Origin of the sequence: Aurantiacibacter zhengii, from assembly GCF_003584125.1 — a bacterium.
GTDB classification, from domain to species: domain Bacteria; phylum Pseudomonadota; class Alphaproteobacteria; order Sphingomonadales; family Sphingomonadaceae; genus Alteraurantiacibacter; species Alteraurantiacibacter zhengii.
The window spans coordinates 133252-156590 of the sequence record NZ_QXFL01000005.1 but is presented as its reverse complement, the minus strand read 5'-3'; the positions used below and the strand labels follow the sequence as shown (position 1 = coordinate 156590).

Below are 23339 nucleotides of genomic sequence, written 5' to 3'. Positions count from 1 at the left end.
TTCATTCGCTGGCCGCATCTTCGCGAAGTTCTACTGCCTGCGCGTCTTCGACCAGCGGCTGCACCAACTCGACGGCCTGGCCTTCGCGTACTTTCTGCACGCCCTCAACGATCACCACGTCATCTTCATCGATGGCCGCATCGACCAGCGCCATGCCATCGCGGCGCGACGCGATGGTGAGCGGCACGCGGCGCGCCTCGCGGTTCACGACCTGCCACAGGTACGAACCCTCTCCGCCCCAGACGATGGCTTCTTCCGGCACGGCGGGTCGCACCACGCCGGAGCCCGAAAAGCGCACCCGGAAGCTCATGCCGGGACGCAGGCTGTCGTCCGAATTGTCGATGGCCGTGCGAACCGTGAAGGTGCGCTGGTCGCTGGCAATGGTGCTGTCGACGGTAACGATGCGCGCCTCGACCGTGCGGCTCTGGTCTGAGAACGGGGTGAGTTCCACCACCGTGCCCGGCGTCAGGCGCGAGAAGGCCGCTTCGGGCGCAGGGAAATCGACATAGAGCGTGCTGCGCTGGTCAAGCTGGGCGATCAGCGTGTCAGGGCCGACCCGGTCGCCGATGTCGATCTCGGTCAGGCCGATGTGCCCGCTGAAGGGTGCGCGCACCGTGCGGTCGGCCAGGGATTCCTGCGCCTGCTGCAATCCTACCCGGGCAGAGGCGAGGGCGGTCTCGCCCGCCTCGATCTGACTGTCGGATATGGCGCCGGTATCCTCGATCCGGCGATAGCGGGCGAGCAGTTGCGAGGCTTCCTGCACCTGCACTTGCGCCAGTTCCACCGCGAGGCGCTGCTGACGGCTGTCGAGCACCAGCAGCGGCTGGCCGCGTCGCACATAATCGCCGGCGGAAAAGCGAACCGCTTCCACACGGCCTGCGGTTTCCGGATAGAGATCGGCAGATGTCGCGGCGCGCGCGGAACCGACCGCTTCCACCTGCAACTGTTCGGCCAGCATCACGGGATTGTCGGCAACAACAGTCACTGGCTCGTCGTCGGGGCGCTCCTCTTCCCCGGAACAGGCCGATAGAAGCGCGAGTGCCGCCAACAAACAGGTTTTGCGAAAGGTCATTGGCGCAGGTTCTAGACGATATCTCCGCCAGTTAAAGCCATGCTTTGGGCCCTGTTACGCTCGCGGCGCTTTAGAACTTCAGGGCTGGCTTGCGCAGGTATCGATGGCGGATGCCATGACTTGTTCCACTGTGTCGATATCGGCTTGGGAGATCGAATACGGCGGCATGGCGTAGACCGTGTTGCCCAGCGGGCGGATCAGCACATCGTTGGCAAAGAAGTGTGCGCGCATTCTGGGGCCGATTTCGGCGAGGTAGCCGGTGTCAACGCCCACATCGACGTCGAAGGCGATCATGGTGCCGCACTGGCGCGGGTTCACAACGTCGGGCCGTGAAGAGAGGTTCTCCAGCACGGCGCCCAGCCTCTCTGCCAAGGTGGCGATGCGTTTCAGAACGGGCTCGTCCTGCCACATCTGCACGTTGGCGACAGCGGCAGCGCAGGCGATGGGGTTTGCCGTGAAGCTGGAGGAGTGGAAGAACAGTTTCGAACGGTCCGCCGAATAATGGGCATCGAATATCGGCGCTGTCGCCATGGTAACGGCAAGCGGCATGGACCCGCCTGTCAGCCCCTTGGCAAGGCACAGGATATCCGGCGTGACGCCCGCCTGTTCGCAGGCCAGCAGCGTGCCGGTACGGCCCCAGCCGGTCATCACTTCGTCGGCGATGAACAGCACGCCGTGGCGCGCGCAGATGGCGCGCATTTCGGTCAGCACGTCGGGCGGATAGGTGAGCATCCCGCCCGCGCCCAGTAGCAGCGGCTCGACGATAAAGGCGGCAACGTCGCTCGCCCTGCAGGCCGATTCCAGCGCTTCGAGGCTGAGCTGCGGTTCGGCGGCGGGAAACGGAACCGTGCCCACGTCGAACAGCAGCGGGGCGTAGGCGCAGTTGAACACGCCGCGTGCGCCCACGCTCATCGCTCCGATGGTATCGCCGTGATAGCTGTGTTCCAGCACCAGAATGCGGTGCCTTGGCTCCCCCCGGTTGTGCCAGTAGCCCAGCGCCATCTTCAGCGCGACTTCGACGGCGGTAGAGCCGCTGTCGGAGTAGAAAACGTGGTCCAAACCGTCCGGCATCAGGTCCACCAGCGCGCGGGCCAGTGTTTCGGCAGGCTCGTGCGTCCAGCCGGCAAAGATCAGCTGGTCCAGCTTCTCCGTCTGCTCCCGAACCGCAGCCATGATGCGCGGGTGGTTGTGGCCGTGCGTCGTCACCCACCAGCTGGAAATGGCGTCGATCACCCGCCTGCCATCGGCCGTGTGCAGCACGGCCCCGTCGGCATGGGTGACGAGCGGGATGTCCTCGTGCAGGCCGTGCTGATGGAACGGGTGCCAGACAGGACTTCTGCTCATGCCAGCAGGTCCATTCGGATGTTCGCGGCAAAGGCGGCGGCCAGCGTGCCTGCGTCGAGCGGATCGAGGCGCGGCAGGCGGCCGAGGTGCGCGACCTGACCAATGCGAGTGATGGCCCCTTCCGCCACGGGTTCCGCGTCACCCATGAAGGCGACGCCCGTAACTGCGATATCGCGTGCCCGCAGGGCTTCTATGGAAAGCAATGTGTGGCTGATGGTCCCCAGCGCCGTGCGGGCAACGACGATGGCGGGCAGGTTCCACTTCGCGAAGAGGTCTGCCGCCAGCAGGTCCTCACGGTAAGGCACCAGCACACCGCCTGCCCCTTCCACCACCAGCGGACCATCGACCTGCGGCAGCGACAATGCCGCGTCGTCGATCGCCACCCCGTCCACCCGCGCCGCCTCGTGCGGAGAGCAGGGCGTGTTCAGGCGATAGGCCTCGGGCAGAACCCGCGCTTCGGGCGCTAGGCGGGCAACGGCCTGGCTGTCCGTCTCGCCATCCAGCCCGGCCTGCGCGGGCTTCCAGTAACTTGCCTTCAACGCCTGCGAGAGACCGGCAGCGAACACGGTCTTGCCAACATCGGTATCGGTGCCGGTAACGATGGTGCGGATCATGCCTTTGTCCATGAGGAGACTGCTTCCAGAACCTGCGCTATATGGTCTTCGCCCAGCGTGGAGCGGAGGGCGAAACGGATGCGGCTGGTGCCCTTGGGCACGGTTGGCGGGCGAATGGGCAGGGCGGCTATGCCGCGATCCAGCAGGTGCTCGCCCAGCGCCAGCGCGTCGGCTTCCGCGCCCACCACGAGGGGTATGATCTGCGTCGTCGAGCCGAGCGTATCGTAGCCCAAATCCTGCAAGCCCTCGCGCAGCCGCTCACCCATCGCCGCCAGGTGCGCGCGCTCTGCGTCCATGTCCCGCACCAGGTCCAGCGCGGCGTCCATCGCGCCCAGCATGGCGGGGGGCGGCGCGGTGGTGAAGATCAGCCCGGCACACATGTTGACGAGGTATTCGCGCACTACCGCGGGGCAGGCGATGTAGGCGCCAAAGCCGCCCAGCGCCTTGCTGAAGGTGCCCATCACGATCTGCGCTCCCGGTGCATCAGCCGTCAGGCCCGCACCGCGCCTGCCCAGAACGCCCGTGGCGTGGGCCTCGTCGACGTAGAGCATCGCATCATGCTGGGTGGCGAGCGCATTCAGGCGCGGCAGGTCTGCCCTGTCGCCGTCCATGCTGAACACGCTTTCGGTGATGATCATGCGCGCGGGCGCGTTGCCGTGCTCCTGCAGCAGCGCATGCAGATGGTCGTAATCGTTGTGATCGTAGAACAGCACCGTGGCATTCGAGCTGCGCAAACCGGCGTGGATAGAATTGTGCACCAGCTTGTCCGCGAAGATCACGGTGCCTCTTGCCGCTTTCGCCAGGGCCGGAATGGCGGCGGCATTGGCCTGCCAGCCGGTGGCGAAAAGCAGCGCAGTTTCGGTGCCTTTGAAAGCGGCCACTTTCTCTTCGACGGCCAGATGCAGCGCGCTGGTGCCGGTAATCAGCCGCGATGCGCCCGCGCCCGCGCCGTGCTGGCGCACGTAGTTGGCAGACCGCTCCACCAGCAGCGGGTGCTGCGACAGGCCGAGGTAATCGTTGCTGGAAAAGTCGAGCAGTTCGCGCCCATCGCGTACCAGTCGGCCCTGCCCACGCATCTCCACCGCGCGCAGCACCCGCGTGCGGTGCTTCGCTGCGATCACCTCGAGCGAATGGCGGATATGGTCGAGCATTGCCGGCTGGCTCAGGTGAGTTCGGCCTGGACCTCTTGGGGTGCCTCTGCTTTCGTGGCGCAGCCGGCCGAACAGCCGCCGACGGCTCGCATCGGTTCCTCGCCCTGCATTGGCGTGAGGCCGAGCCGGGCGAACAGCGCGGCATCGCTATCGTCGCCCGCATTGGGAGCTGTGAGCAGCTTCTCGCCGGTGAAGATGGAGTTCGCACCGGCCATGAAGGCCAGCGCCTGCGTGGCGTCCGACATGGATTCGCGGCCTGCGGACAGGCGTACCATGCTCATCGGCATCGCAATCCGCGCGACGGCCACGGTGCGCACGAATTCGATATCGTCGATCTTGGCCATCGGGGTGTCGGCCAGCATGTCACCCAGCGGCGTGCCCTTGACCGGCACCAGCGCGTTCACCGGCACGCTCTCGGGATGCCGCTCCAGCGTGGCCAGTGTGTGGACGAAGCCGACGCGGTCCTCCCGCGTTTCGCCCATGCCCACGATGCCGCCGCTGCACACGTTGATGCCTGCGGCCCGCACGTTCTCCAGCGTGGTCAGCCGGTCCTCGTACTTGCGCGTGGTGATCACGCGCTCGTAATACTCGGGCCCTGTGTCGATGTTGTGGTTGTAGTAATCGAGGCCTGCGTCCTTCAGCTGCTCTGCCTGAGAGGGGGACAGCATGCCCAGCGTCATGCAGGTTTCCATGCCCATCTCGCGCACGCCTTTCACGATCTCCACGATCTTGGGCATGTCGCGTTCTTTGGGGTTGCGCCATGCCGCGCCCATGCAGAAGCGCTGGCTGCCGGCATCCTTCGCCTGCGCGGCCGATTGCAGCACCTGGCGCACGTCCATCAGCTTGGTCGCTTCAACTCCACTGTCGGCGTGGGCGCTTTGCGAGCAGTAGCCGCAATCTTCGGGGCAGCCGCCGGTCTTGATCGAGAGCAGGGTGCACAATTGCACTTGATCGGCACTGTGGTGTTCGCGGTGGACCGTCGCGGCACGGAACAACAGTTCGGTAAAGGGCAGGTCGAAGAGCTGGGCGATCTCTTCGCGGGTCCAGTCGGTGCGGATCATGGTATCGTTCGTCCTGTTCTGCGCGGGAAGCGCGTTGCGCCACCCCTTGGCAAAAAAGGACGCCCACGTGAAGCGCTCCCGCAATCGCGAGGGAGATAATGGAGGCGATCAGATGTGGAGGCGGGCGAAATTGGCCACGCCCGCAGCGGGCCTGCGCGCACCGGATTCGGTATCGGGCAGGGCGCTTGCAGGGGCAAATGCGGCGATTGCGCGGGCGACATTGCCGATCGCTTCGGCATGGAGCGAATAGTAAACCAGTTTGGCCTGTCGCCGGGTCTCTACCAATCCGGCCTTGCGCAGGATGGCCAGCTGCTGGGACAGCGTGGGCTGACCGATCTGCGTCGCTTCCTCGATCTCGCCTACGTTGGTTTCACCGCTCGCAAGGGCCTGGAGGATTTTCAGGCGCGAGGGGTGGGCGATAGCCTTCAATGCCCCAAGCAGGGGTTCGTCATCCATCACTTGCGCTCCTGCCAGAACCAGTCCCCGGGATTTTCGGCAGCGAAGACAGCATCCAGCGCTTCGCCGGGCGGGCTGAGCAGGGCATCGCCCTTTTTCCAGTCGGCCGGGGTGAGGGCCGCATTCCTGTCGGCAGCCTGCAATGCATCAAGCAGGCGGAGCATTTCCGGGATCGATCGGCCCACGTTGGGCGGATAGCAGGTGATCGCCCGGATTACCCCGTCAGGATCGATAAAATAGGTGTTGCGCACCCCCCACGTGTCCGGGTCGCCGGGACTGGCCATGCCATAAGCGGCGGCGATCACCATCGTCGGGTCCTCTATGACGGGGAAGCGCACCTCCACGCCGAAACGGTCTCTGATCAGGCGCAGCCATGCGAAGTGCGAGAACAGGGTGTCGATGGACAGCGCCATAAGCGCGCAGTCGCGCCTGGCAAAATCATCGGCCTTGCGCGCCAGCGCGACGAACTCCGACGTGCAGACCGGCGTGAAATCCGCCGGGTGCGAGAAGAGGACCAGCCATTTCCCGCGAAAATCGGTGAGGTTCACATGCCCGGTGGTGGCGCGTGCCGAAAAGGCAGGTGCCTTGTCGCCGATGCGTGGTGGGCGGCTCTTTGGATGATCAATTTCAAATTCCATGCAAGTGACCTACTCCTTGACGTAATTACGTGCAATACATATTATCATTTTACGAAATCGAATAAAGGAATTGCCTCATGCAAAACGATGAAGCCCTCTCTCGGGCAGCGGCGCAGATCGAGCGCGCGCGGGCTGATACGGCCAAGCGTCCGACCATCGCCGGTTTCTTCGACGAGGCGACGAACACGATCAGTTACGTCGTACACGATCCCGCTACCAGCGAGGCGGCGATCATCGATTCTGTCCTAGACTACGCGCCCAATTCGGGCCGCACCTCGTTCGGGTCGGCGGACCTGATTATCGAATATGTCGAAACCAATGACCTGAAAGTGACGTGGCTGATCGAAACCCACGCTCACGCGGACCATATCTCCGCTGCACCCTATTTGCAGGAAAAACTGGGCGGCAAGCTGTCGATCGGCAGGGATATCATTCGCGTGCAGGAAGTGTTCGGCAAGCTGTTCAATGCAGGCACGGATTTCGAGCGGGACGGATCGCAGTTCGATCACCTCTTCACCGATGGCGAGGAATTCGCACTGGGCGAACTGAAGGGGATTGCCCTGCACGTACCCGGCCATACGCCAGCTGACATGGCTTTCATCATCGGCGACGCGGCCTTCGTGGGCGACACGATCTTCATGCCCGATTTCGGTACCGCACGGGCGGACTTTCCCGGCGGCGATGCGCGGCAGTTGTTCCAGTCGATCCGCCGCCTTCTCTCATTGCCGGGAGAAACGCGCCTGTTCCTGTGCCACGATTACAAGGCGCCCGGCCGCGATGAATATGCGTGGGAAACCACCGTCAAGCGGCAGCGCGAGGAGAACGTCCACGTGAAGGACGGCGTGACCGAAGAGGAATTCGTGGAGATGCGCACGAGCCGCGACAGGACGCTGGACATGCCCACGCTCATCATGCCGTCCGTGCAGGTGAACATTCGCGGCGGTCGCCTGCCGGAGCCCGAGGATAACGGGGTCTCCTACATCAAGATACCCGTGAACGCGGTATGACGATCCCCGGTTTTCCCGATGCCGCGCCGGTCGATGGCCTGATCGGCGGCGCGCTGATCGGCGTGGCGGCGGCGGTCATGCTGCTGATGCTGGGCCGCATCGCGGGTGTATCCGGAATTGCGGCCAAGGCTGCGGGACTGGGTGGCAGCGGCATAGACCGTATCGGCGCGTGGGCTTTCGTGATCGGCCTGCCGCTAGGCGCGCTGGCGGTGATGCTGGCACAGGGCGGTCTTGAGCCAAGCTTTGCCGGGCCTGTCCCCCTAATCATTGCCGGTCTGCTGGTCGGCTTCGGCACCAGGCTGGGTAGCGGTTGCACCAGCGGCCACGGGGTGTGCGGCATCAGCCGCCTTTCGGGCCGCTCCATCGTGGCCACGATCACTTTCATGGCCGCCGGCATCGCCACGGTGGCAGTGATGAACGCCGCAGGCATGGATGTGCTGAAGTGAAAACGCTCTTCTCCCTTATCTCCGGTGTGCTGTTCGGCGCTGGCCTGACTATCGGCGGCATGACCGATCCTGCGCGCGTGCGTGGCTTCCTCGACCTGTTCGGCGACTGGGACCCGACGCTGGCTTTCGTGATGGGCGGCGCACTTGTGGTGATGGCGATCGCCTGGCGCGTGGTGCCCGGCATGGCGCGCCCGATCCTTGCTGACGGTTTCCACGTCCCCACCAAGAACGAACTCACCCCGAAACTGATCGGCGGCGCGGTGCTGTTCGGCGTGGGCTGGGGCATCGCGGGCCTGTGCCCCGGTCCGGGCATTGCCGCGCTGGCGATTCAGCCCGCGGCGGCTGCGATCTTCGTCGTCTCCATGCTGGTTGGCATGGCCCTGTTGCGACTTATCGAAGGAAAAAGCTGATGGAACCCACGAAACTTTCCGAAACACTCTCCGTCGCTGGGCAGGTTACTGCGGAAGAGGTGGAGCAACTGGCGGAGGCCGGGTTCAAGTCCATCATCTGCAATCGGCCCGATGACGAAGAACCGGGCCAGCCCGATTTCGCCGATATCGCCGCCGCGGCGCAGGCGCAGGGGATGGAGGTTCGTCACATCCCCGTCGACGCCATGCACCCGGTCGAGATGCAGAAGGACGAATTCGCCCGCGCGCTGGCCGAGATGCCCGCGCCCGTGCTCGCCTATTGCCGCACCGGCAACCGCTGCACGATGCTGCACCACGCCGTAAGCGGCTGAAACGGAGAATATCATGACTGCCCATCACAGCCACCACACCGTCCTCATTGCTGGCGGGGGATCGGCAGGGATCGCCACTGCGGCCTCCATGCTGAACCGTCACCCCGGCCTCGACATCGCGATCATCGAACCGAGTGACGAGCATTACTACCAGCCCGGCTGGACCATGGTGGGCGGCGGCGTGTTCGAGAAGGACGAGACCGTCCGGCCCGAGGCCGCGGTGATGCCCAAAGAGGTGACGTGGCTGAAGGCCGCAGTCACCGGCTTCGATCCCGAAAGCCGTATCGTAGAATATTCCGAAGGCGGGCGCGTATCCTACGATGTGCTGGTGGTGGCCATGGGCAACCGCCTTGCATGGGAAGAGATCGAAGGGCTCGAAGAGACGCTGGGCGAGAACGGCGTCACGTCGAACTACCGCTACGACCTTGCGCCCTACACTTGGCAACTGGTGCAGCAGACGCGCAAGGGCCGCGCGCTGTTCACCCAGCCGGCCATGCCGATCAAGTGCGCAGGCGCACCGCAGAAGGCGATGTACCTCTCCTGCTCCGATTGGGAAAAGCGCGGAATCCTCGGCGATATCGACGTCGAATTCCACAACAACGGTGGCGTGCTGTTCGGCGTGGCGGACTATGTGCCCGCGCTGATGGAATACGTGGAGCGGTACGGGATCGATCTGAACTTCGGCTCCACGCTCACCCGTGTCGATGGCCCCGCGAAGAAGGCATGGTTCGCCACCGAAAATGGCGAAGTGGAGCGAAGCTTCGACATGCTGCACGTCTGCCCTCCGCAGAAGGGCAACCCGGTTGTCGCCGCCAGCACGCTGGCGAACGAAGCTGGCTATGCCGAAGTGGACCAGCACACGCTGCAACACGTGAACCATCCGGAGGTCTTCGCGCTGGGCGATTGCAGCAGCACGCCCAACGCCAAGACGATGGCGGCCGCGCGCAAGCAGGCACCCGTCGCCGCCGTGAATGCTCTGGCGCAGCTTGCAGGAAATCCGCTCAGCGGCAGTTATGACGGGTACGGCAGTTGCCCACTTACGGTGGAGCGTGGCAAGATCGTGCTGGCCGAGTTCGGTTACGGCGGCACCTTGCTGCCGACCTTCCCCAAATGGGTGCTGGACGGGACGAAACCGTCGCGCGCCGCGTGGAAGCTGAAGGCGGAGGTGCTTCCCCAAATCTATTGGCACGCCATGCTGAAAGGGCGTGAATGGATGGCAAAGCCAATCGGCGGGGCCTGATCGCGCGTCATGCTCAAACGCTATTTCCCCATCCTCGACTGGGGCCGGACCTATAATGGCGAGGCGCTGAGCAACGACATGGTCGCAGCGGTGATCGTCACCATCATGCTGATCCCGCAAAGCCTCGCCTACGCGCTGCTGGCGGGTCTGCCGCCGGTGGTGGGCCTGTATGCCTCGATCCTGCCGTTGGTCGCTTATGCCGTGTTCGGTACCAGCCGCACATTGGCGGTCGGGCCGGTAGCAGTCGTTTCGCTGATGACGGCGAGCGCGGTAGGCGCCGTGGCGGCTCAGGGCACGGCGGAATATCTCGAGGCAGCGATCACGCTGGCCGCGCTTTCGGGCGTGATGCTGTTCGTTCTGGGCGTGCTGCGCATGGGCTTCCTTGCGAACCTGCTGTCACACCCCGTTATAAGCGGCTTCATCACCGCCAGCGGCGTGCTGATCGCGACCAGCCAATTGCGCCATGTGCTGGGCATTCAAGGCGGCGGCGATACCTGGCCCGACATGCTCGGCTCGCTCGCCGCCAACATCGGCAACGCGAACCCGTGGACACTGGCCGTTGGCGTGCCCGCGGTCGTGTTCCTGTTCTGGGTGCGCAAGGGGCTGAAGCCGCTGCTGGTGCGCCTCGGTGCGACGCCGAAGGCTGCCGAAATTGCTGCCAAGGCAGGGCCGGTGCTGGCCGTGGCTGTCAGTATCGTTGCCGTGATCGCCCTCGACCTTGAGGGTAAGGGCGTGAACATCACCGGCGAAATACCCTCCGGACTGCCGCCTTTCGCGGTGCCGAGCACCGATGTTTCGCTGATCCGGCAACTGTTCGTGCCCGCGCTGCTCATCTCTATCATCGGCTTTGTCGAAAGCGTCAGCGTGGCGCAGACACTGGCCGCCAAGCGTCGCCAGCGCATTTCGCCCGACCAGGAGCTGATCGGCCTTGGCGCATCCAACATCGCGAGCGCCTTTTCCGGCGGCTACCCGGTGACCGGCGGCTTTGCCCGGTCTGTCGTGAACTTCGATGCAGGCGCGCAGACGCCCGCCGCAGGTGCCTTCACCGCCGTAGGCATCGCGCTTGCCAGCCTTTTCCTCACCCCGCTGCTGTTTAGCCTGCCGATCGCCGTGCTGGCGGCGACCATAATCGTCGCGGTGCTGGCACTGGTGGACCTGAAGACACCGAAGCAGCTGTGGACCTATTCGAAGGCGGACTTTGCCGCACATGTCGCCACGATTGCCATCACGCTGCTGGCGGGCGTGGAGATGGGCGTGATCGCCGGTGTTTCCGTTGGCCTGCTGCTTTACCTCTGGCGGGCCAGCCGTCCGCATGCCGCCATCGTGGGCCGCGTGCCGGAAACAGAGCATTTCCGCAATGTGGACAGGCACAAGGTCTTCACCGCGGACCACGTGCTCTCCATCCGCATCGACGAGGCGCTGACCTTTCTCAACGCCCGCTGGCTGGAGGAATACGTGCTCGAACAGGTGGCAGACCGCCCGAAAGTGCGCCACGTCATCCTGATGTGCAGCGCGGTGAACGAGATCGACGCATCGGGCCTCGAAAGCTTGGAGGCGATCAACCACCGGCTGGATGATGCCGGTATCCGGCTGCACTTGTCCGAGGTGAAAGGCCCGGTGATGGACCGGCTGGCGCGCACGGCCTTCCCCGAAGAGCTGAGCGGCAAGGTCTACCTCTCGCAGGCTCGCGCCTTTGCCGAGGCGCTGCGCGACGATGGCAACTACCCTGGCAAACCCGCCGACATGGCTAGGGGTATGATCTGAGTTGTTATTTCTGCACCATATGGTGCGCAATCGCGATTCGTTGCAACTGCCGCAACAGTCTATGGCGGCGGCAACGCGCTAAGGAAGAACCATGTTCGACGGCCTAGACGCCCTGTTACTCGCCCGTATCCAGTTTGCCTTCACGGTGAGCTTCCACTTCTTCTTCCCCGCTTTCTCAATCGGCCTCGCCAGTTACCTGGCGGTGCTGGAAGGTTTGTGGCTGAAGACCGGCAAGCAGATTTACCTCGACCTGTTCAAATACTGGATCAAGATTTTCGCCATCGCCTTTGCCATGGGCGTCGTCTCGGGCATCGTGATGAGCTACCAGTTCGGCACCAACTGGTCGGTCTTTTCCGATCTGGCTGGCCCGGTGATCGGGCCGTTGATGGCATACGAGGTTCTGACCGCCTTCTTCCTGGAGGCAGGTTTCCTCGGCGTGATGCTGTTCGGCATGAACAAGGTCGGCAAGAAACTGCACTTCGCCGCCACCTTGATGGTGGCTGTGGGCACCTTCATCTCGGCCTTCTGGATTCTGTCGGTGAACAGCTGGATGCAGACCCCGGTTGGCTTTGAAATGGGCGCGAACGGCCAATTCATGCCGGGAGACAGCTGGGCGGCTATCGTATTCAACCCCAGCTTCCCCTATCGCCTCGTCCATACCGTGCTGGCGGCATACCTCACCACCGCCTTCGTGGTGGGCGGCGTCGGTGCCTGGCACCTGCTGAAGGACAGGGCGAACCTTCACGCGCGCAAGATGTTCTCAATGGCGATGTGGATGGCCGCGATCGTCGCGCCGATCCAGATCGTGGCGGGCGACATGCACGGCCTCAACACGATGGAGCACCAGCCGCAGAAGGTCATGGCGATGGAGGGGCACTACAAGAGCTATCCCGACGGCGCGCCGCTCTACGTGTTCGGTATTCCCAATGACGATGAGCAGCGGCTCGACTACGCCGTAGGTATCCCAAAGCTTTCCAGCCTGATCCTCAAGCACCACTGGGATGCGCCGATCGAGGGGCTGGATACCATTCCCGATGACGAGCAGCCGCCGGTGTTCCTAGTGTTCTGGGCGTTCCGCATCATGATTGCCATCGGCATGGCCATGATGGCGGTGGGCGTGTGGAGTCTCTTCGCGCGCTGGCGCGGCAAGCTGTACGAGTGGTCCTGGCTGCACCGGGCCGCGCTGGTCATGGGACCATCCGGCTTCCTGGCCGTGCTGTGCGGCTGGATCACCACCGAAGTCGGCCGACAGCCTTACGTGGTCTACGGCCTGCTGCGAACCGCCGACGCTGCCAGTCCGCTGGCCGCGCCCGCCGTGGCAACATCGCTGCTGGCTTTCGTGATCGTCTACTTCGCCGTGTTCGGCGCGGGCGTGTGGTATATCCTGCACCTGATGCACAAGCCGCCGCACACCGGCGAACTGGGTGCAAAGCGCGGAGACAAGGGGCCGATCCGCACCGCCGGCATCACCCCTGGCCTTACCCAGGACCCGACCGATGCGACCACGCACGACCTCTCTGGCACCAGGCACGAACCGGAGGAAGCGCCATGAGCATCGATTTGACGACGATCTGGGCCTTCATCATCGCTTTCGCCGTGTTCGCCTACGTGGTGATGGACGGGTTCGACCTTGGGATCGGCATCCTCTTTCCCACCTTCGATCCGGGGCGCGAGCGCGACCGGGCGATGAACTCCATCGCGCCTGTCTGGGACGGTAACGAGACCTGGCTGGTGCTGGGCGGCGGCGGGCTGTTTGCCGCGTTCCCGCTAGCCTATGCGGTGATCCTGCCTGCCACCTACCCCCTCATCATAGCCATGCTGCTGGGCCTGGTGTTCCGGGGCGTCGCCTTCGAATACCGCTGGCGTGACCCTGGCCACCGGCGCCTTTGGGACTTCGCTTTCACCGGCGGATCGTTCGTGGCGGCGATGGCGCAAGGGATGACACTGGGCGCCTTGCTTCAAGGCATCGAGGTGTCGGGCCGCGCATACGCCGGAAGTTGGTTCGACTGGCTGACGCCCTACACCTTGCTCACGGGTCTTGGCACCGTGGCAGGTTACGCCCTGCTGGGCGCCACCTGGCTAATCTGGAAGCTGGACGGCGAGGGACAGGCCCATGCGCGCAAGCTGGCAATGCGCGCGGGCATTGCCACGCTGGCATTGATGGGTGCGGTCAGCGTCTACAACGTATTGCTGAACGCCGAATACGCCGCCCGCTGGCTGACCGCGCCGGAAATCTACTTTGCCGCGCCGGTGCCTATCCTCACTGCGATCGTGGCAATCTCGCTGCTGCGGGCGGTGACGAAGGAGCGCAATTCCAAGCCGTTCTGGCTGGCGCTGCTGCTGTTCTTCCTTGGTATGGCGGGGCTGGGCGTGACGATATGGCCATTCGTGGTGCCGCCCGATGTCACTATCTGGGATGCCGCCGCGCCGGAACGCAGCCAGGTGTTCATGCTGATCGGCGTTGCCATCACCATGCCGCTGATCATCGGCTACACTGCATGGGCCTACTGGGTGTTCCGCGGGAAGGTGGACGATGAAGGATACCACTAGGCCCGGAGAGACAGAGGCGCCGCTGTGGAAGCGGCTGGCGTGGATGGCGGGGATCTGGCTTGCCAGCATCAGTGTGCTGGGAGCGGTTGCCATGGTCATCCGCTGGTGGCTCGCCCCTTGAACCTGCGATCGATATCGCGCCTTTAAATTTGTCCGCCAAGGCCCTACCTCCCGATGCTGTTTGATATCGAGAGGAATACCGCGTGGCAGATAGCCCGGACACCGCCGACCACGATCTGAAGGACCACAAGTTCTACCACGCCGACATGGAAGCCGGCTTTGCCGATTCCGTCGACAACTCTACTCCGCAAACGCGCCACCCGGCCTATCGCCTTGCCTTCCGCGACGAGGACTTCCTGCTGCGCGAGGAACTGCGCCCGGTCCGCTTCCAGCTCGAGCTGCTGAAGCCCACCATGGTGCTGGACGAGGCGCGGGTCGGTTCGACGCTGGTGATGTACGGCTCCGCCCGTATCCCCCCGCCCGAAGCTACCGAGGACGCGCTGAAGCAGGCGGAAAACCTGCCCGAGGAAGAGGCGCTGGTAGTGCACAACCTCGCCAAGAAGGCGAAGTACTACGCCGAGGCCTACCGCCTGGCCCGCATGGTTACGGAGAAATCCATCGTCGAGGATGGTAAGCGGCAGTTCGTGGTCACATCGGGCGGGGGCCCCTCGATCATGGAAGCCGCCAACCGCGGCGCCAGCGATGCGGGCGGCGAGTCCATCGGCCTGAACATCATCCTGCCGCACGAGCAGGCGCCCAATCCCTACGTGACGCCGTACCTGTCGCTGAACTTCCATTACTTCGCGCTGCGCAAGATGCACTTCCTCATCCGCGCGCGGGCCGTGGCGGTGTTCCCCGGCGGTTTCGGGACCTTCGACGAGATGTTCGAACTGCTCACGCTGATCCAGACCGGCAAGATGAAGCGCATTCCCGTCCTGCTGTTCGGCAAGGACTTCTGGAACCGGGTGGTGAATTTCGAGGCGATTGCCGAGGAAGGCACAGTCTCGAAAAAGGACCTCGACCTGATCACATGGTGCGAAACCGCCGAGGAAGGCTGGGACGCGATCCGTGAATTCTACTGCCTGAACGACGACGGCGCAGCCGGGATGGATTGCGAGATCTGAAGCACGGCCGGTGGAAGGGCAGTCAGCCCATCCAGGCCTGCAAGCCTGCCCCCGCAATCCAGAGCGCGAGGACCAGCAGGGATTCCCATCCTATCCCGCCTGGCCCCTGCCTCTCGCGTTTCAGCAAGCCCATGAGCAGGATCGCCATCATCAGCACGACCAGCGCAATCCAGAATAGCGAGCGCTCCGAGATCGCGTGATAGATGCTGCCGTCGCGGTAGGCGACATCGCTGGCCGCGATGAAAAGGGCATCGAACATGTTGCCCCCGATGATCCCTCCGACCGCAAGCTGGAGAGCGCCCTTGCGCACGGCGGCGACCGTCGTCACCAGTTCGGGCAGCGAGGTAATGACAGCGGTCAGCAAGGCGCCGACGACGCCCTGCGAGAGGTCGTAACGCTCCGACAGCTCTATCCCTGCCTGGCCTACCGCCCATCCGCAGATACCCACGACGCCCACCAGGGCAAGGAATACGAAGGCAAGGAAACGGGTCGAGTGCGGATCGTTCTCCTCGTCATCCTCCTCATCGCGCGTAGCGTCGGTCTGGCGAGGAAGCCACATCGGCTCGCGCTTGATCGAGTGCGCGTTGTGGAGGCCGATGAGGTAGACGAGGACAAGCACGGGGCTCAACGGATTGACGCCCATGATTGCGAACGGAGGAACCGTCACTGCAAGGATCGGCAGGGACGTGAGAATGATCAGCGTAATCGCCTGGCCCAGATTGACCGCGCTGGCGGCGGCATGTTCGAGGTTCACCTTGCGATAGGCGATGTCGGCCAGCGCCAGGAACATCGTCTGTGCCGCTATTCCGCCATAGGCATTGGCCACGCTCAGTTCGGGCGCCCCGTCTGCAGCGCTGCTGATCGAGGCGACGATCCCCGAGATGCTGGTGCCGGCGCCGAGCAGGATCGAACCGATGAGAGCCTCGCCCCAGCCGGTGCGATCGGCCAGCGTATCGGCGATCCCCGCCATCCGGCTTCCAAGCACCGCGATAACCAGCGCAGCAACGGCGAAAAGCGCGAGAAGGACCGGCGAGGAGAACGTTGCTAGATCTGGCAAACACCTATCCCGGCGCGAGTTGGTGGAGGCGGCGATGTTGCCCGGCGAAAATTCTTCTGATCGGCTGGGAGCCTATGAAATCAGACCCCTGCTGCACAAGCAAGGATATCCATAGGTTCGGTCAGCGTTTCACATCGCCTGCGGATCAGCGCACCGCCTGATGCCCCAGCGGCCCGTTGCCCAAGCCGAAACCGGGCGCGCTCTTCAGCGCCTCGCGCACGAACAGGCGGGCCTTGGCAATCGCCTGTTCCAGGTCGAGCCCGTGCCCCAGATGCGTGGCAATCGCGCTCGACAGGGTGCAGCCGGTGCCGTGTGTGTGCTTCGTGACGATACGCGCGTCGCTCCACACCACGTCTTGCGTGCCGGGGCGCACGAGGCGGTCCTCCACCATCGGCCCGTCGGCATCGCCGCCCTTGGCGAGGTAAGTGACGCCGCGTGCTGCCATTCCGGAAGCGCCTCCCAGCGCCTCAAGCTCGGGCACGTTGGGGGTGGTGAGGGTGGCAAGATCCATCAGCCATTCGAACACCTCTATGGTGGCCTCGTCTGCCAGCACGCTGCCGCTGGTAGCGACCATGACGGGGTCGAACACGATAGGCTTGCCAAGGTCTTCCAGCCGGTCTGCCACGACTTCGGCGATGTCGGCGCTGCCCAGCATACCGATCTTGACCGCGTCCGCGCCGATATCTTCGAGGCAGGCGTCGATCTGCGCCGCAACGAAATCGGGCGACAGCGCCTCTACACCGGTAACGCCGCGCGTATTCTGCGCGGTGACGGCGGTGATGGCGGTCATGGCATAGCCGCCCAGCATGGTGACGGTCTTGATGTCCGCTTGTATCCCGGCCCCGCCCGAACTGTCGGAACCGGCAATCACGAGGATGCGGGGCGGGCGGGCGCTCACGCGATCAGACCGCGGCCTTTACCGCGTCGCAGATGGAATCCACTACGCGCTCGACCTCGCCCGCATCGTCGCCCTCGGCCATGACGCGTATCAGCGGCTCGGTACCGGACTTGCGGATCACCAGTCGGCCGCTGCCACCGAGCTCTCCCTTGGCGGTGGCAATGGCGTCCTTTACGAGGTTGTTCTCCAGCGGATCGCCGCTTTCGTAACGCACGTTTTTCAACAGTTGCGGCACAGGATCGAACAGGTGCAGCACCTCGCTCGCGGGTTTGCCGGAGCGTACCAGCGCGGCCAGCACCTGCAGCGCAGCGACGGTGCCATCGCCGGTGGTGGCATGGTCCAGCAGGATCATGTGGCCCGATTGCTCGCCCCCCACGTTGTACCCGCCCGATTTCATCGCGCCCAGTACATAACGGTCGCCAACCTTGGTGCGCACGAGCTCCAGGCCCTTGCCCTGCAGGAACCGCTCCAGCCCGAGGTTCGACATGACCGTGGCCACCACGCCGCCGCCTTTCAGCCGCCCGTCCTTTGCCCAGCGGCTGCCGATCAGCGCCATGATCTGGTCCCCGTCGACCGCGCGGCCCTTCTCGTCGATGACGATCAGGCGGTCGGCATCGCCGTCCAGCGCGATACCCAGGTCAGCGCCCTCATCCACCACACGCTTCTGGATGGCCTCCAAGTGCGTGGAGCCGACCCCGTCATTGATGTTGAGGCCATTGGGAGCAACGCCCATGGCAATCACCTCGGCTCCCAGCTCCCAGATTGCGGTCGGGGCCACCTGGTATGCCGCGCCGTGGGCGCAATCGACCACGATCCTGAGGCCATCGAGCCGCACGTCTTCGGGCAGTGACTGTTTCACCGCGTGGATATAACGCCCGCGCGCATCCTCGATCCGCCGCGCACGGCCGATATGATCGCCCTCGGCCAGCGTCTGCTCTTCGCGCATGGCGGCCTCGATCGCTTCCTCGTCCGCGTCCGACAGCTTGAAGCCGTCGGGGCCGAAGAGCTTGATGCCGTTGTCGTCGTAGGGGTTGTGACTGGCGGAGATCATCACCCCGATATCGGCCCGCATCTCGCGCGTCAGCAGGGCGACGGCGGGGGTGGGCAGCGGCCCGGTCATGATCACGTCCATCCCTACGCTGGTGAAACCTGCCACCAGCGCGTTCTCCATCATGTAGCCCGACAGGCGCGTGTCCTTGCCGATCACCACGCGGTGCTTGTGATCGCCGCGCAGGAAATGGCGGCCCGCCGCCTGGCCTACCTTCATCGCCGTGGAGGCATTCAATTTCCTGCCGTTGGCGCGGCCCCGGATGCCGTCGGTGCCGAAAAACTCGCGTCCCATATTCGTCCTTCTTTGCGTGTGTCGCTTTGCTGCAGAGCCATGCCGCCATTCGGCCCTCTTGTCACGGGGTCAGCGTGAGACCAGATAGGCGCGGAATTCTCGTGCGGGATATGCAACAACACGCCGTCTCGCGCATTGGTTAGACGACAACCGATTCAACAGGAGACAGATCGAATGGCTTTTTCACTGATGCCGCTTCCCTTTGACAAGGAAGCCATTGCCCCGGCAATCACCGCCGAAACGTTCAACTATCACCATGGCAAGCACCATCAGGCCTATGTCGACAAGACCAACTCCGCCATCGAAGGCACCGCCCATGCGGACAAGTCGCTGGAAGAAGTGATCGCGGCATCGCGCGGCAGCGACGGCGGCCTGTTCAACAATTCCGCACAGGTATGGAACCACGGGTTCTACTGGCATTCGCTGACGCCTTCGACCAGCGGTCCCTCGGGCGACCTCGCATCGAAGATCGACGAAGCCTTCGGCTCGCTCGACAAGCTGAAGGACGAACTGAAGTCCAAGGGCGCAGGCCACTTCGCCAGCGGTTGGGTCTGGCTGGCCGAAAAGGGCGGTAAGCTGGAAGTCGTCGACACGCACGACGCCGACACGCTGGCCGACCAGGATTACAACCCGCTGCTGGTGATCGACCTGTGGGAGCACGCCTACTATCTCGACCACCAGAACGCCCGTCCGAGCTATCTCTCGGCAGTGGTCGACGGACACCTCAACTGGGACTTCGCCGCCGACAACCTGGCGCGCGGCAGCACCTGGATCTACTCCGCCTGATAACAGGCGCCGCGTTTACGCGACACGGAAAAGGGGCCGCTTCCGACATGGAGGCGGCCCCTTTCTTATGCCCGCTACGGGGTAGTTAGTCCTGTTCGCCCAGTTCGAGGACGTTGGTCTGGAACAGCGGCTCTCCAAATATGAAGCCGATGAAATTGGGCCTGCCCAGGTGATCGACCAGCGCGGTCAGCGTCAGCAGGATAGGCACCGAAAGCAGCGCGCCCGCCACGCCCCAGATCCAGCCGAAATAGGATAGCGCCAGCAGGATCAGCACCGGATTCATCGTAAAGCGCGCGCCCAGCACGGCAGGGGTTATCACGTTAGCCTCGACAGTGTGCAGGCCAAGATAGGCTGCCGCAGGGATCAGGCCGACGAACACGGATTCCGCCGATCCGATGCCGAACAGTCCCAACAGGACCACCATCAGCAACGGGCCGACATAGGGAATGAAGTTGAGCAGCGCCGCGAGCCCGCCCCACATGATCGGCGCGTCCAGCCCCATCACCCAGGCGCCCAGAGCCACCACCACGCCGACGCAGGTGTTTATGAGGCCGACAGTGAGAATGTAGGCGGCCACCCTGTCCTGCACCTCGCGAATAGCACGCGCGGCCTTGAGGCTGGCACCCACTTGCTGGCGTTCCAGCAACAGGCGGCGACGCAGGCGAATGCGCGCCTCGATCATGAAGAACGCCAGCATGAAGGTGAGCAGCGTTTCGAGCAGCACGGTAGGAGTGGCAAAAGCGAGCTGTTCCAGCATGCTGGGGCTGGCAAGCACTACCTGCTGCCCTTCCGCTGCTCCCGTAAGAGAAGTTAGCTGGTCGTTCAGTTCGCCTACCCAGGCAAAGGTTGTTTGCAAATCGCTGAAATGCTCGCCCACCTGCCGGGTCATGCGCGGGACCTGGTCGTAGAGCGTGATGGCGGGGGCAAACACCGCCGTAAAGGCAAGCGCCAGCACGGAAAAGAACACCAGCAATGCCAGGATCGAGGCGAGGAAGTTGGGCAGCCACATCGCCAGCTTGTCCGCCAGCGGGGACAGGATGATGGTGAGGATCAGGGCCGCCACCAGTGGCAGGAACACCACCGAACCGATGGAGAGCACGAACGGCAGAGCCAGGAACAGGCCTATCGCCAGCAGGACCACGAGGGCTGAAATCAGCCGCAGTTCCTGCGCCGCAAAGGTCATCGCCCTGCGACGACCGGGATTGCGATCTGCCGCGTTGCCTGGACTGTCACCCTCGGGGCTCATCGGCGTATTTCTGTCTTTCCCTGCCTGCCTGGCCGCAGCATGTCGCTTTGCAGTGGCGCGATCAAGCGGCGACTACTTGGAGGCAGCCGCTTCACCGCGACCCGCGGCTACTTCGTCCAGTTCCTCCAGGATGGCCCGGTGCGCGGCAGGATCGGTCAGCGCACGGTCCGGAATGTCGCCGTCTTCCATCATGCTGGAAAGCGCGGCGCGGGCACGGCCCACGCGGCTCTTGATCGTGCCGACCGCGCACCCGCAGATATTGGCCGCTTCCTCGTAGGAGAAGCCGCCGGCACCCACCAGCAGCAGCGCCTCGCGCCGTTCTGGCGGAAGTGTCAGCAATGCGCGGTGCAGGTCGGACAGGTGAAGCGGTTCTTCCTGTCCGGCAGGGGCCGTCAGGATACGTTCGGCAACCGTCTCGTCATATTCGCCGCGGAAACGGTTGCGGCGCATGTCGGTGAGGTAGGCATTGCGCAGGATCACGAAGGTCCATGCCCGCATGGACGTGCCGGGCTCGAAACGTTCCTGGGCGGCCCAGGCTTTCAGCAGGGCCTCCTGCACGAGGTCATCTGCCATGTCGGGACGACCGCAAAGGCCGCGGGCGAACGCGCGCAGGTGCGGAACGACTTCTGTCAGCTCCCGTTTGAAGGCGCGCTTGTCGTCCGCGCTGCGTTCAGGCAGCTCGCGCTTTGGCTTGGCGTTGCTCATTTGCGCCCGTCTTCATCCAGCTTCGAAAGCAGGCTCTTGAAGGAATCGGGCAGTGGTTCGTCCACCACTGACTTGTAAAGTTTTTTCAGGCTGTTTGCCCATTCCGGATCACGCGCCTTGCTGGCTGCGTCGTCCTTTAGGCCCTTGGCAGCCTTTTCTCCGTCTTTAGACGATGACATGAGTGCAAAATTTCCCGTCGCCATGCATTTTTCCGCTCTGTTGGTGAACGATAGAGATCGTGCGTTCACCAATGCGTAGTTGCCTTAAGTGTGTTTGCGGAACGAAACGGGGCGCATCCGGTTCCCCAAAGAGTTAATCCGCCCTTCCGGCTGTTTGCATTTTTGCGATCCGGGCGGCACGGTCAATCTGCGGGGTCGAGATAACCCCTTTGGGTCGAGGGAATATTTTGCAGCAGCAGGTCAGCAGGCGTAGCAGGACGAAGCGGTGGCTGATGCGCTATCCGCGCGGCATGCCGCTGGGCATCTTCCTGCTGATCGCGGCTATCACGATTCTTTCCATATTCGCAATCGAGCGGGGCGAGCACGAGCGGCAGCAGGCCCAGCTCAACGCCCGCGCGACGGCCATCGCATCGGCATTGGAACGCCGGGCCAACGCCAGCAGTGCTTACCTGCGGGCGGGGGCGGCGCTGCTATCCACGATGGACGAAGTGCCGGCAGACGATTTTCGCCGCTTCGTTTCCGAACTGCGCCTGGATGCCGACTATCGCGGCGCCGAAGGTATCGGCTGGGCGATGGTAGTGCGCCCCTCGCAGATCGAGGAGTTCGAGAGCCGGATGGCCGAGGAAGTAACCTCCAAGGCAGAGATCCATCCCCGCTTCAGCGGCGACCAGCCGTTCGCCATCCCTGTTACCTACTTGCAGCCCGATACCGAACGCAATCGCCGGGCGCTCGGCTACGACATGTATTCCGAGCCGATCCGGCGTGCCGCCATGACGGAGGCGGAGCGGACATCGCGCCCTACCGCCACCGATGCGATCGTACTGCAGCAGGAAGGGGAAGGGATCTCGCCAGGTTTCCTGATCTACATGCCGGTGTTCGAACCGGGAGCGGGCGGACGTACGCTGAAGGGTTTCATCTATTCCCCGTTCAATGCCGGGGATTTCCTGCAAAGCGCGCTGGAACTCGAAGATGCCGGTTCCTACGGCGTACGCCTCTACGATAGCGAGGCTGCGGGCGGTGAAGATACCCTGCTGGCCAGCACGTTCGATGGCGATCTCGACAATCGCAACGATGTTACCAAGACTGTGACGATTGCCAACAACCCTTGGCGACTGGCCGTCAGTACGGTTCGGGACAGGGGGCTGTCGGGCCTCTCGATGGCGACGCTCATTTTCGGCTTGCTGGTCGCCAGTCTGCTGATGTTGCTGGTGCGCATGCTCACGCAGCAGGCGCAGGAAGACGAGAGCGCGCTGGCATGGTTCGAGGAACAGGCCTCTATCCGCAATTCGCTGACCCGGGAGCTTAACCACCGCGTTAAGAACACGCTTGCCAACGTGCTGTCGATTATCGCACTCACCCGCCGCCGGGCCACCGACGTGGACGAATTCGCCACAGGCTTGGATGGCCGCATCCGCGCGTTGTCAGCGACGCACGATCTTCTCACGCAGTCGGATTGGGGCTCCACCCCGATCAAGGCGGTGATCGACGCCGAACTGCTTCCCTATGCCGATGACAGTGAACACGCGGTCGAGATGGTCGGGCCGCAGGTCGAACTGGCACCGAACGACGCCCTGTCGCTTGGCCTCGCGGTGCACGAACTCGCGACGAATGCTGCAAAATATGGCGCGCTCAGCCAGCCGGGCGGCAAGGTAAGCGTGCACTGGCGGCTGGTCTCGGAAAGCCTTGTGCGCGTGGAGTGGCTGGAGCGCGGCGGACCGCCGGTCAAGCAGGAGCGGTCGCGCGGTTTCGGCACCGACCTGATCGAACGGATCGTCGCCCACGAACTGCGCCATCCAGTCGAACTGGATTTCGATCCCGAGGGTGTGCGCTGCGTATTGCTCATCCCGGTACGGCGACCCAGCGAATTCATGATTCGTGCGCAGCGCGCGGAGGAAGCGCGCACCGACGCCTGATGTGGAC

Annotated in this window: 25 protein-coding genes; 12 read left to right on the top strand and 13 right to left on the bottom strand. The window is 63.9% G+C overall.

Going from position 1 to position 23339, the window contains the following annotated elements; translation table 11 throughout:
- Nucleotide 1: 1 nt before the first annotated feature.
- The 7 genes from D2V07_RS12485 to D2V07_RS12455 all read right to left on the bottom strand — a co-directional run bounded on the left by D2V07_RS12485 (nucleotide 2) and on the right by D2V07_RS12455 (nucleotide 6336).
- Entirely contained in the window at nucleotides 2-1072 is a 1071-nt protein-coding gene (locus tag D2V07_RS12485; protein ID WP_119587332.1) for an efflux RND transporter periplasmic adaptor subunit, read from the bottom strand.
- A gap of 78 nt (nucleotides 1073-1150) precedes the next feature.
- Nucleotides 1151-2416: an adenosylmethionine--8-amino-7-oxononanoate transaminase gene (locus D2V07_RS12480; protein ID WP_119587330.1), complete on the bottom strand. Its 1266-nt coding sequence runs from the start codon at nucleotides 2414-2416 to the stop codon at nucleotides 1151-1153.
- Nucleotides 2413-3030, bottom strand: coding sequence for a dethiobiotin synthase (gene bioD, locus D2V07_RS12475; RefSeq protein ID WP_119587452.1), 618 nt, complete (start codon nucleotides 3028-3030; stop codon nucleotides 2413-2415). Before bioD ends, D2V07_RS12480 begins: the two co-directional genes overlap by 4 nt.
- Entirely contained in the window at nucleotides 3027-4181 is a 1155-nt protein-coding gene (locus D2V07_RS12470) for an aminotransferase class I/II-fold pyridoxal phosphate-dependent enzyme (protein ID WP_119587329.1), read from the bottom strand. The genes bioD and D2V07_RS12470 overlap by 4 nt, the downstream gene beginning before the upstream one ends.
- 11 nt (nucleotides 4182-4192) lie before the next feature.
- Nucleotides 4193-5242, bottom strand: a complete 1050-nt coding sequence (gene bioB, locus D2V07_RS12465; protein WP_119587451.1) for a biotin synthase BioB — start codon at nucleotides 5240-5242, stop codon at nucleotides 4193-4195.
- A gap of 108 nt (nucleotides 5243-5350) precedes the next feature.
- A complete protein-coding gene (locus D2V07_RS12460; protein WP_119587328.1) occupies nucleotides 5351-5698 on the bottom strand; it encodes an ArsR/SmtB family transcription factor in 348 nt (115 codons plus the stop codon).
- Entirely contained in the window at nucleotides 5698-6336 is a 639-nt protein-coding gene (locus D2V07_RS12455) for a peroxiredoxin (RefSeq protein WP_119587327.1), read from the bottom strand. Before D2V07_RS12455 ends, D2V07_RS12460 begins: the two co-directional genes overlap by 1 nt.
- A 77-nt stretch (nucleotides 6337-6413) precedes the next feature.
- On the opposite strand from D2V07_RS12455, the gene D2V07_RS12450 reads away from it, so the two are divergent.
- The 10 genes from D2V07_RS12450 (at nucleotide 6414) to D2V07_RS12405 (ending at nucleotide 15206) form a co-directional block, all read left to right on the top strand.
- Complete coding sequence (locus tag D2V07_RS12450) at nucleotides 6414-7343, top strand: MBL fold metallo-hydrolase (RefSeq protein ID WP_119587325.1); 930 nt, start codon at nucleotides 6414-6416, stop codon at nucleotides 7341-7343.
- On the top strand, nucleotides 7340-7789 hold the full coding sequence (locus D2V07_RS12445; RefSeq protein ID WP_119587324.1) for a YeeE/YedE family protein: 450 nt from the start codon (nucleotides 7340-7342) through the stop codon (nucleotides 7787-7789). The genes D2V07_RS12450 and D2V07_RS12445 overlap by 4 nt, the downstream gene beginning before the upstream one ends.
- Nucleotides 7786-8199: a DUF6691 family protein gene (locus D2V07_RS12440; RefSeq protein WP_119587323.1), complete on the top strand. Its 414-nt coding sequence runs from the start codon at nucleotides 7786-7788 to the stop codon at nucleotides 8197-8199. The genes D2V07_RS12445 and D2V07_RS12440 overlap by 4 nt, the downstream gene beginning before the upstream one ends.
- Nucleotides 8199-8528 carry a TIGR01244 family sulfur transferase gene (locus tag D2V07_RS18865; protein ID WP_119587322.1) on the top strand — a complete coding sequence of 110 codons (330 nt, stop codon included), beginning with the start codon at nucleotides 8199-8201 and terminating at the stop codon, nucleotides 8526-8528. Before D2V07_RS12440 ends, D2V07_RS18865 begins: the two co-directional genes overlap by 1 nt.
- 13 nt (nucleotides 8529-8541) lie before the next feature.
- Nucleotides 8542-9768 (top strand): NAD(P)/FAD-dependent oxidoreductase, encoded by a 1227-nt coding sequence (locus D2V07_RS12430; protein ID WP_119587321.1) that lies wholly within the window; start codon nucleotides 8542-8544, stop codon nucleotides 9766-9768.
- A 9-nt stretch (nucleotides 9769-9777) separates the two neighbouring features.
- Entirely contained in the window at nucleotides 9778-11532 is a 1755-nt protein-coding gene (locus D2V07_RS12425; RefSeq protein WP_119587320.1) for a SulP family inorganic anion transporter, read from the top strand.
- Between the two features lie 91 nt (nucleotides 11533-11623).
- Nucleotides 11624-13084 (top strand): cytochrome ubiquinol oxidase subunit I, encoded by a 1461-nt coding sequence (locus tag D2V07_RS12420; protein ID WP_119587319.1) that lies wholly within the window; start codon nucleotides 11624-11626, stop codon nucleotides 13082-13084.
- On the top strand, nucleotides 13081-14082 hold the full coding sequence (gene cydB, locus D2V07_RS12415) for a cytochrome d ubiquinol oxidase subunit II (RefSeq protein WP_119587317.1): 1002 nt from the start codon (nucleotides 13081-13083) through the stop codon (nucleotides 14080-14082). Before D2V07_RS12420 ends, cydB begins: the two co-directional genes overlap by 4 nt.
- A complete protein-coding gene (locus D2V07_RS12410) occupies nucleotides 14066-14203 on the top strand; it encodes a DUF2474 domain-containing protein (protein WP_119587316.1) in 138 nt (45 codons plus the stop codon). The genes cydB and D2V07_RS12410 overlap by 17 nt, the downstream gene beginning before the upstream one ends.
- A gap of 145 nt (nucleotides 14204-14348) precedes the next feature.
- Complete coding sequence (locus tag D2V07_RS12405; RefSeq protein ID WP_119587450.1) at nucleotides 14349-15206, top strand: LOG family protein; 858 nt, start codon at nucleotides 14349-14351, stop codon at nucleotides 15204-15206.
- Nucleotides 15207-15228: 22 nt separating this feature from the next.
- Here the strand turns inward: D2V07_RS12405 and D2V07_RS12400 are convergent, their stop codons facing one another.
- From D2V07_RS12400 to glmM, 3 genes are all read right to left on the bottom strand, one after another.
- Complete coding sequence (locus D2V07_RS12400) at nucleotides 15229-16263, bottom strand: sodium:calcium antiporter (protein WP_119587315.1); 1035 nt, start codon at nucleotides 16261-16263, stop codon at nucleotides 15229-15231.
- A gap of 145 nt (nucleotides 16264-16408) precedes the next feature.
- Entirely contained in the window at nucleotides 16409-17161 is a 753-nt protein-coding gene (thiD, locus tag D2V07_RS12395; RefSeq protein WP_119587313.1) for a bifunctional hydroxymethylpyrimidine kinase/phosphomethylpyrimidine kinase, read from the bottom strand.
- Between the two features lie 4 nt (nucleotides 17162-17165).
- Complete coding sequence (gene glmM / locus D2V07_RS12390) at nucleotides 17166-18503, bottom strand: phosphoglucosamine mutase (protein WP_119587312.1); 1338 nt, start codon at nucleotides 18501-18503, stop codon at nucleotides 17166-17168.
- A 174-nt stretch (nucleotides 18504-18677) separates the two neighbouring features.
- On the opposite strand from glmM, the gene D2V07_RS12385 reads away from it, so the two are divergent.
- Nucleotides 18678-19289 carry a superoxide dismutase gene (locus tag D2V07_RS12385; protein WP_119587311.1) on the top strand — a complete coding sequence of 204 codons (612 nt, stop codon included), beginning with the start codon at nucleotides 18678-18680 and terminating at the stop codon, nucleotides 19287-19289.
- Between the two features lie 85 nt (nucleotides 19290-19374).
- Here the strand turns inward: D2V07_RS12385 and D2V07_RS12380 are convergent, their stop codons facing one another.
- The 3 genes from D2V07_RS12380 to D2V07_RS12370 form a co-directional block, all read right to left on the bottom strand.
- Nucleotides 19375-20535, bottom strand: coding sequence for an AI-2E family transporter (locus tag D2V07_RS12380; protein WP_119587310.1), 1161 nt, complete (start codon nucleotides 20533-20535; stop codon nucleotides 19375-19377).
- A gap of 72 nt (nucleotides 20536-20607) precedes the next feature.
- Nucleotides 20608-21240 carry a sigma-70 family RNA polymerase sigma factor gene (locus D2V07_RS12375; protein ID WP_119587309.1) on the bottom strand — a complete coding sequence of 211 codons (633 nt, stop codon included), beginning with the start codon at nucleotides 21238-21240 and terminating at the stop codon, nucleotides 20608-20610.
- Nucleotides 21237-21419 carry a NepR family anti-sigma factor gene (locus D2V07_RS12370; RefSeq protein WP_119587308.1) on the bottom strand — a complete coding sequence of 61 codons (183 nt, stop codon included), beginning with the start codon at nucleotides 21417-21419 and terminating at the stop codon, nucleotides 21237-21239. The genes D2V07_RS12375 and D2V07_RS12370 overlap by 4 nt, the downstream gene beginning before the upstream one ends.
- A gap of 272 nt (nucleotides 21420-21691) precedes the next feature.
- Here D2V07_RS12370 and D2V07_RS12365 point away from each other — a divergent pair, with 272 nt between their 5' ends.
- Nucleotides 21692-23332 carry a CHASE domain-containing protein gene (locus D2V07_RS12365; protein WP_325049018.1) on the top strand — a complete coding sequence of 547 codons (1641 nt, stop codon included), beginning with the start codon at nucleotides 21692-21694 and terminating at the stop codon, nucleotides 23330-23332.
- The last annotated feature ends 7 nt before the right edge of the window (nucleotides 23333-23339 follow it).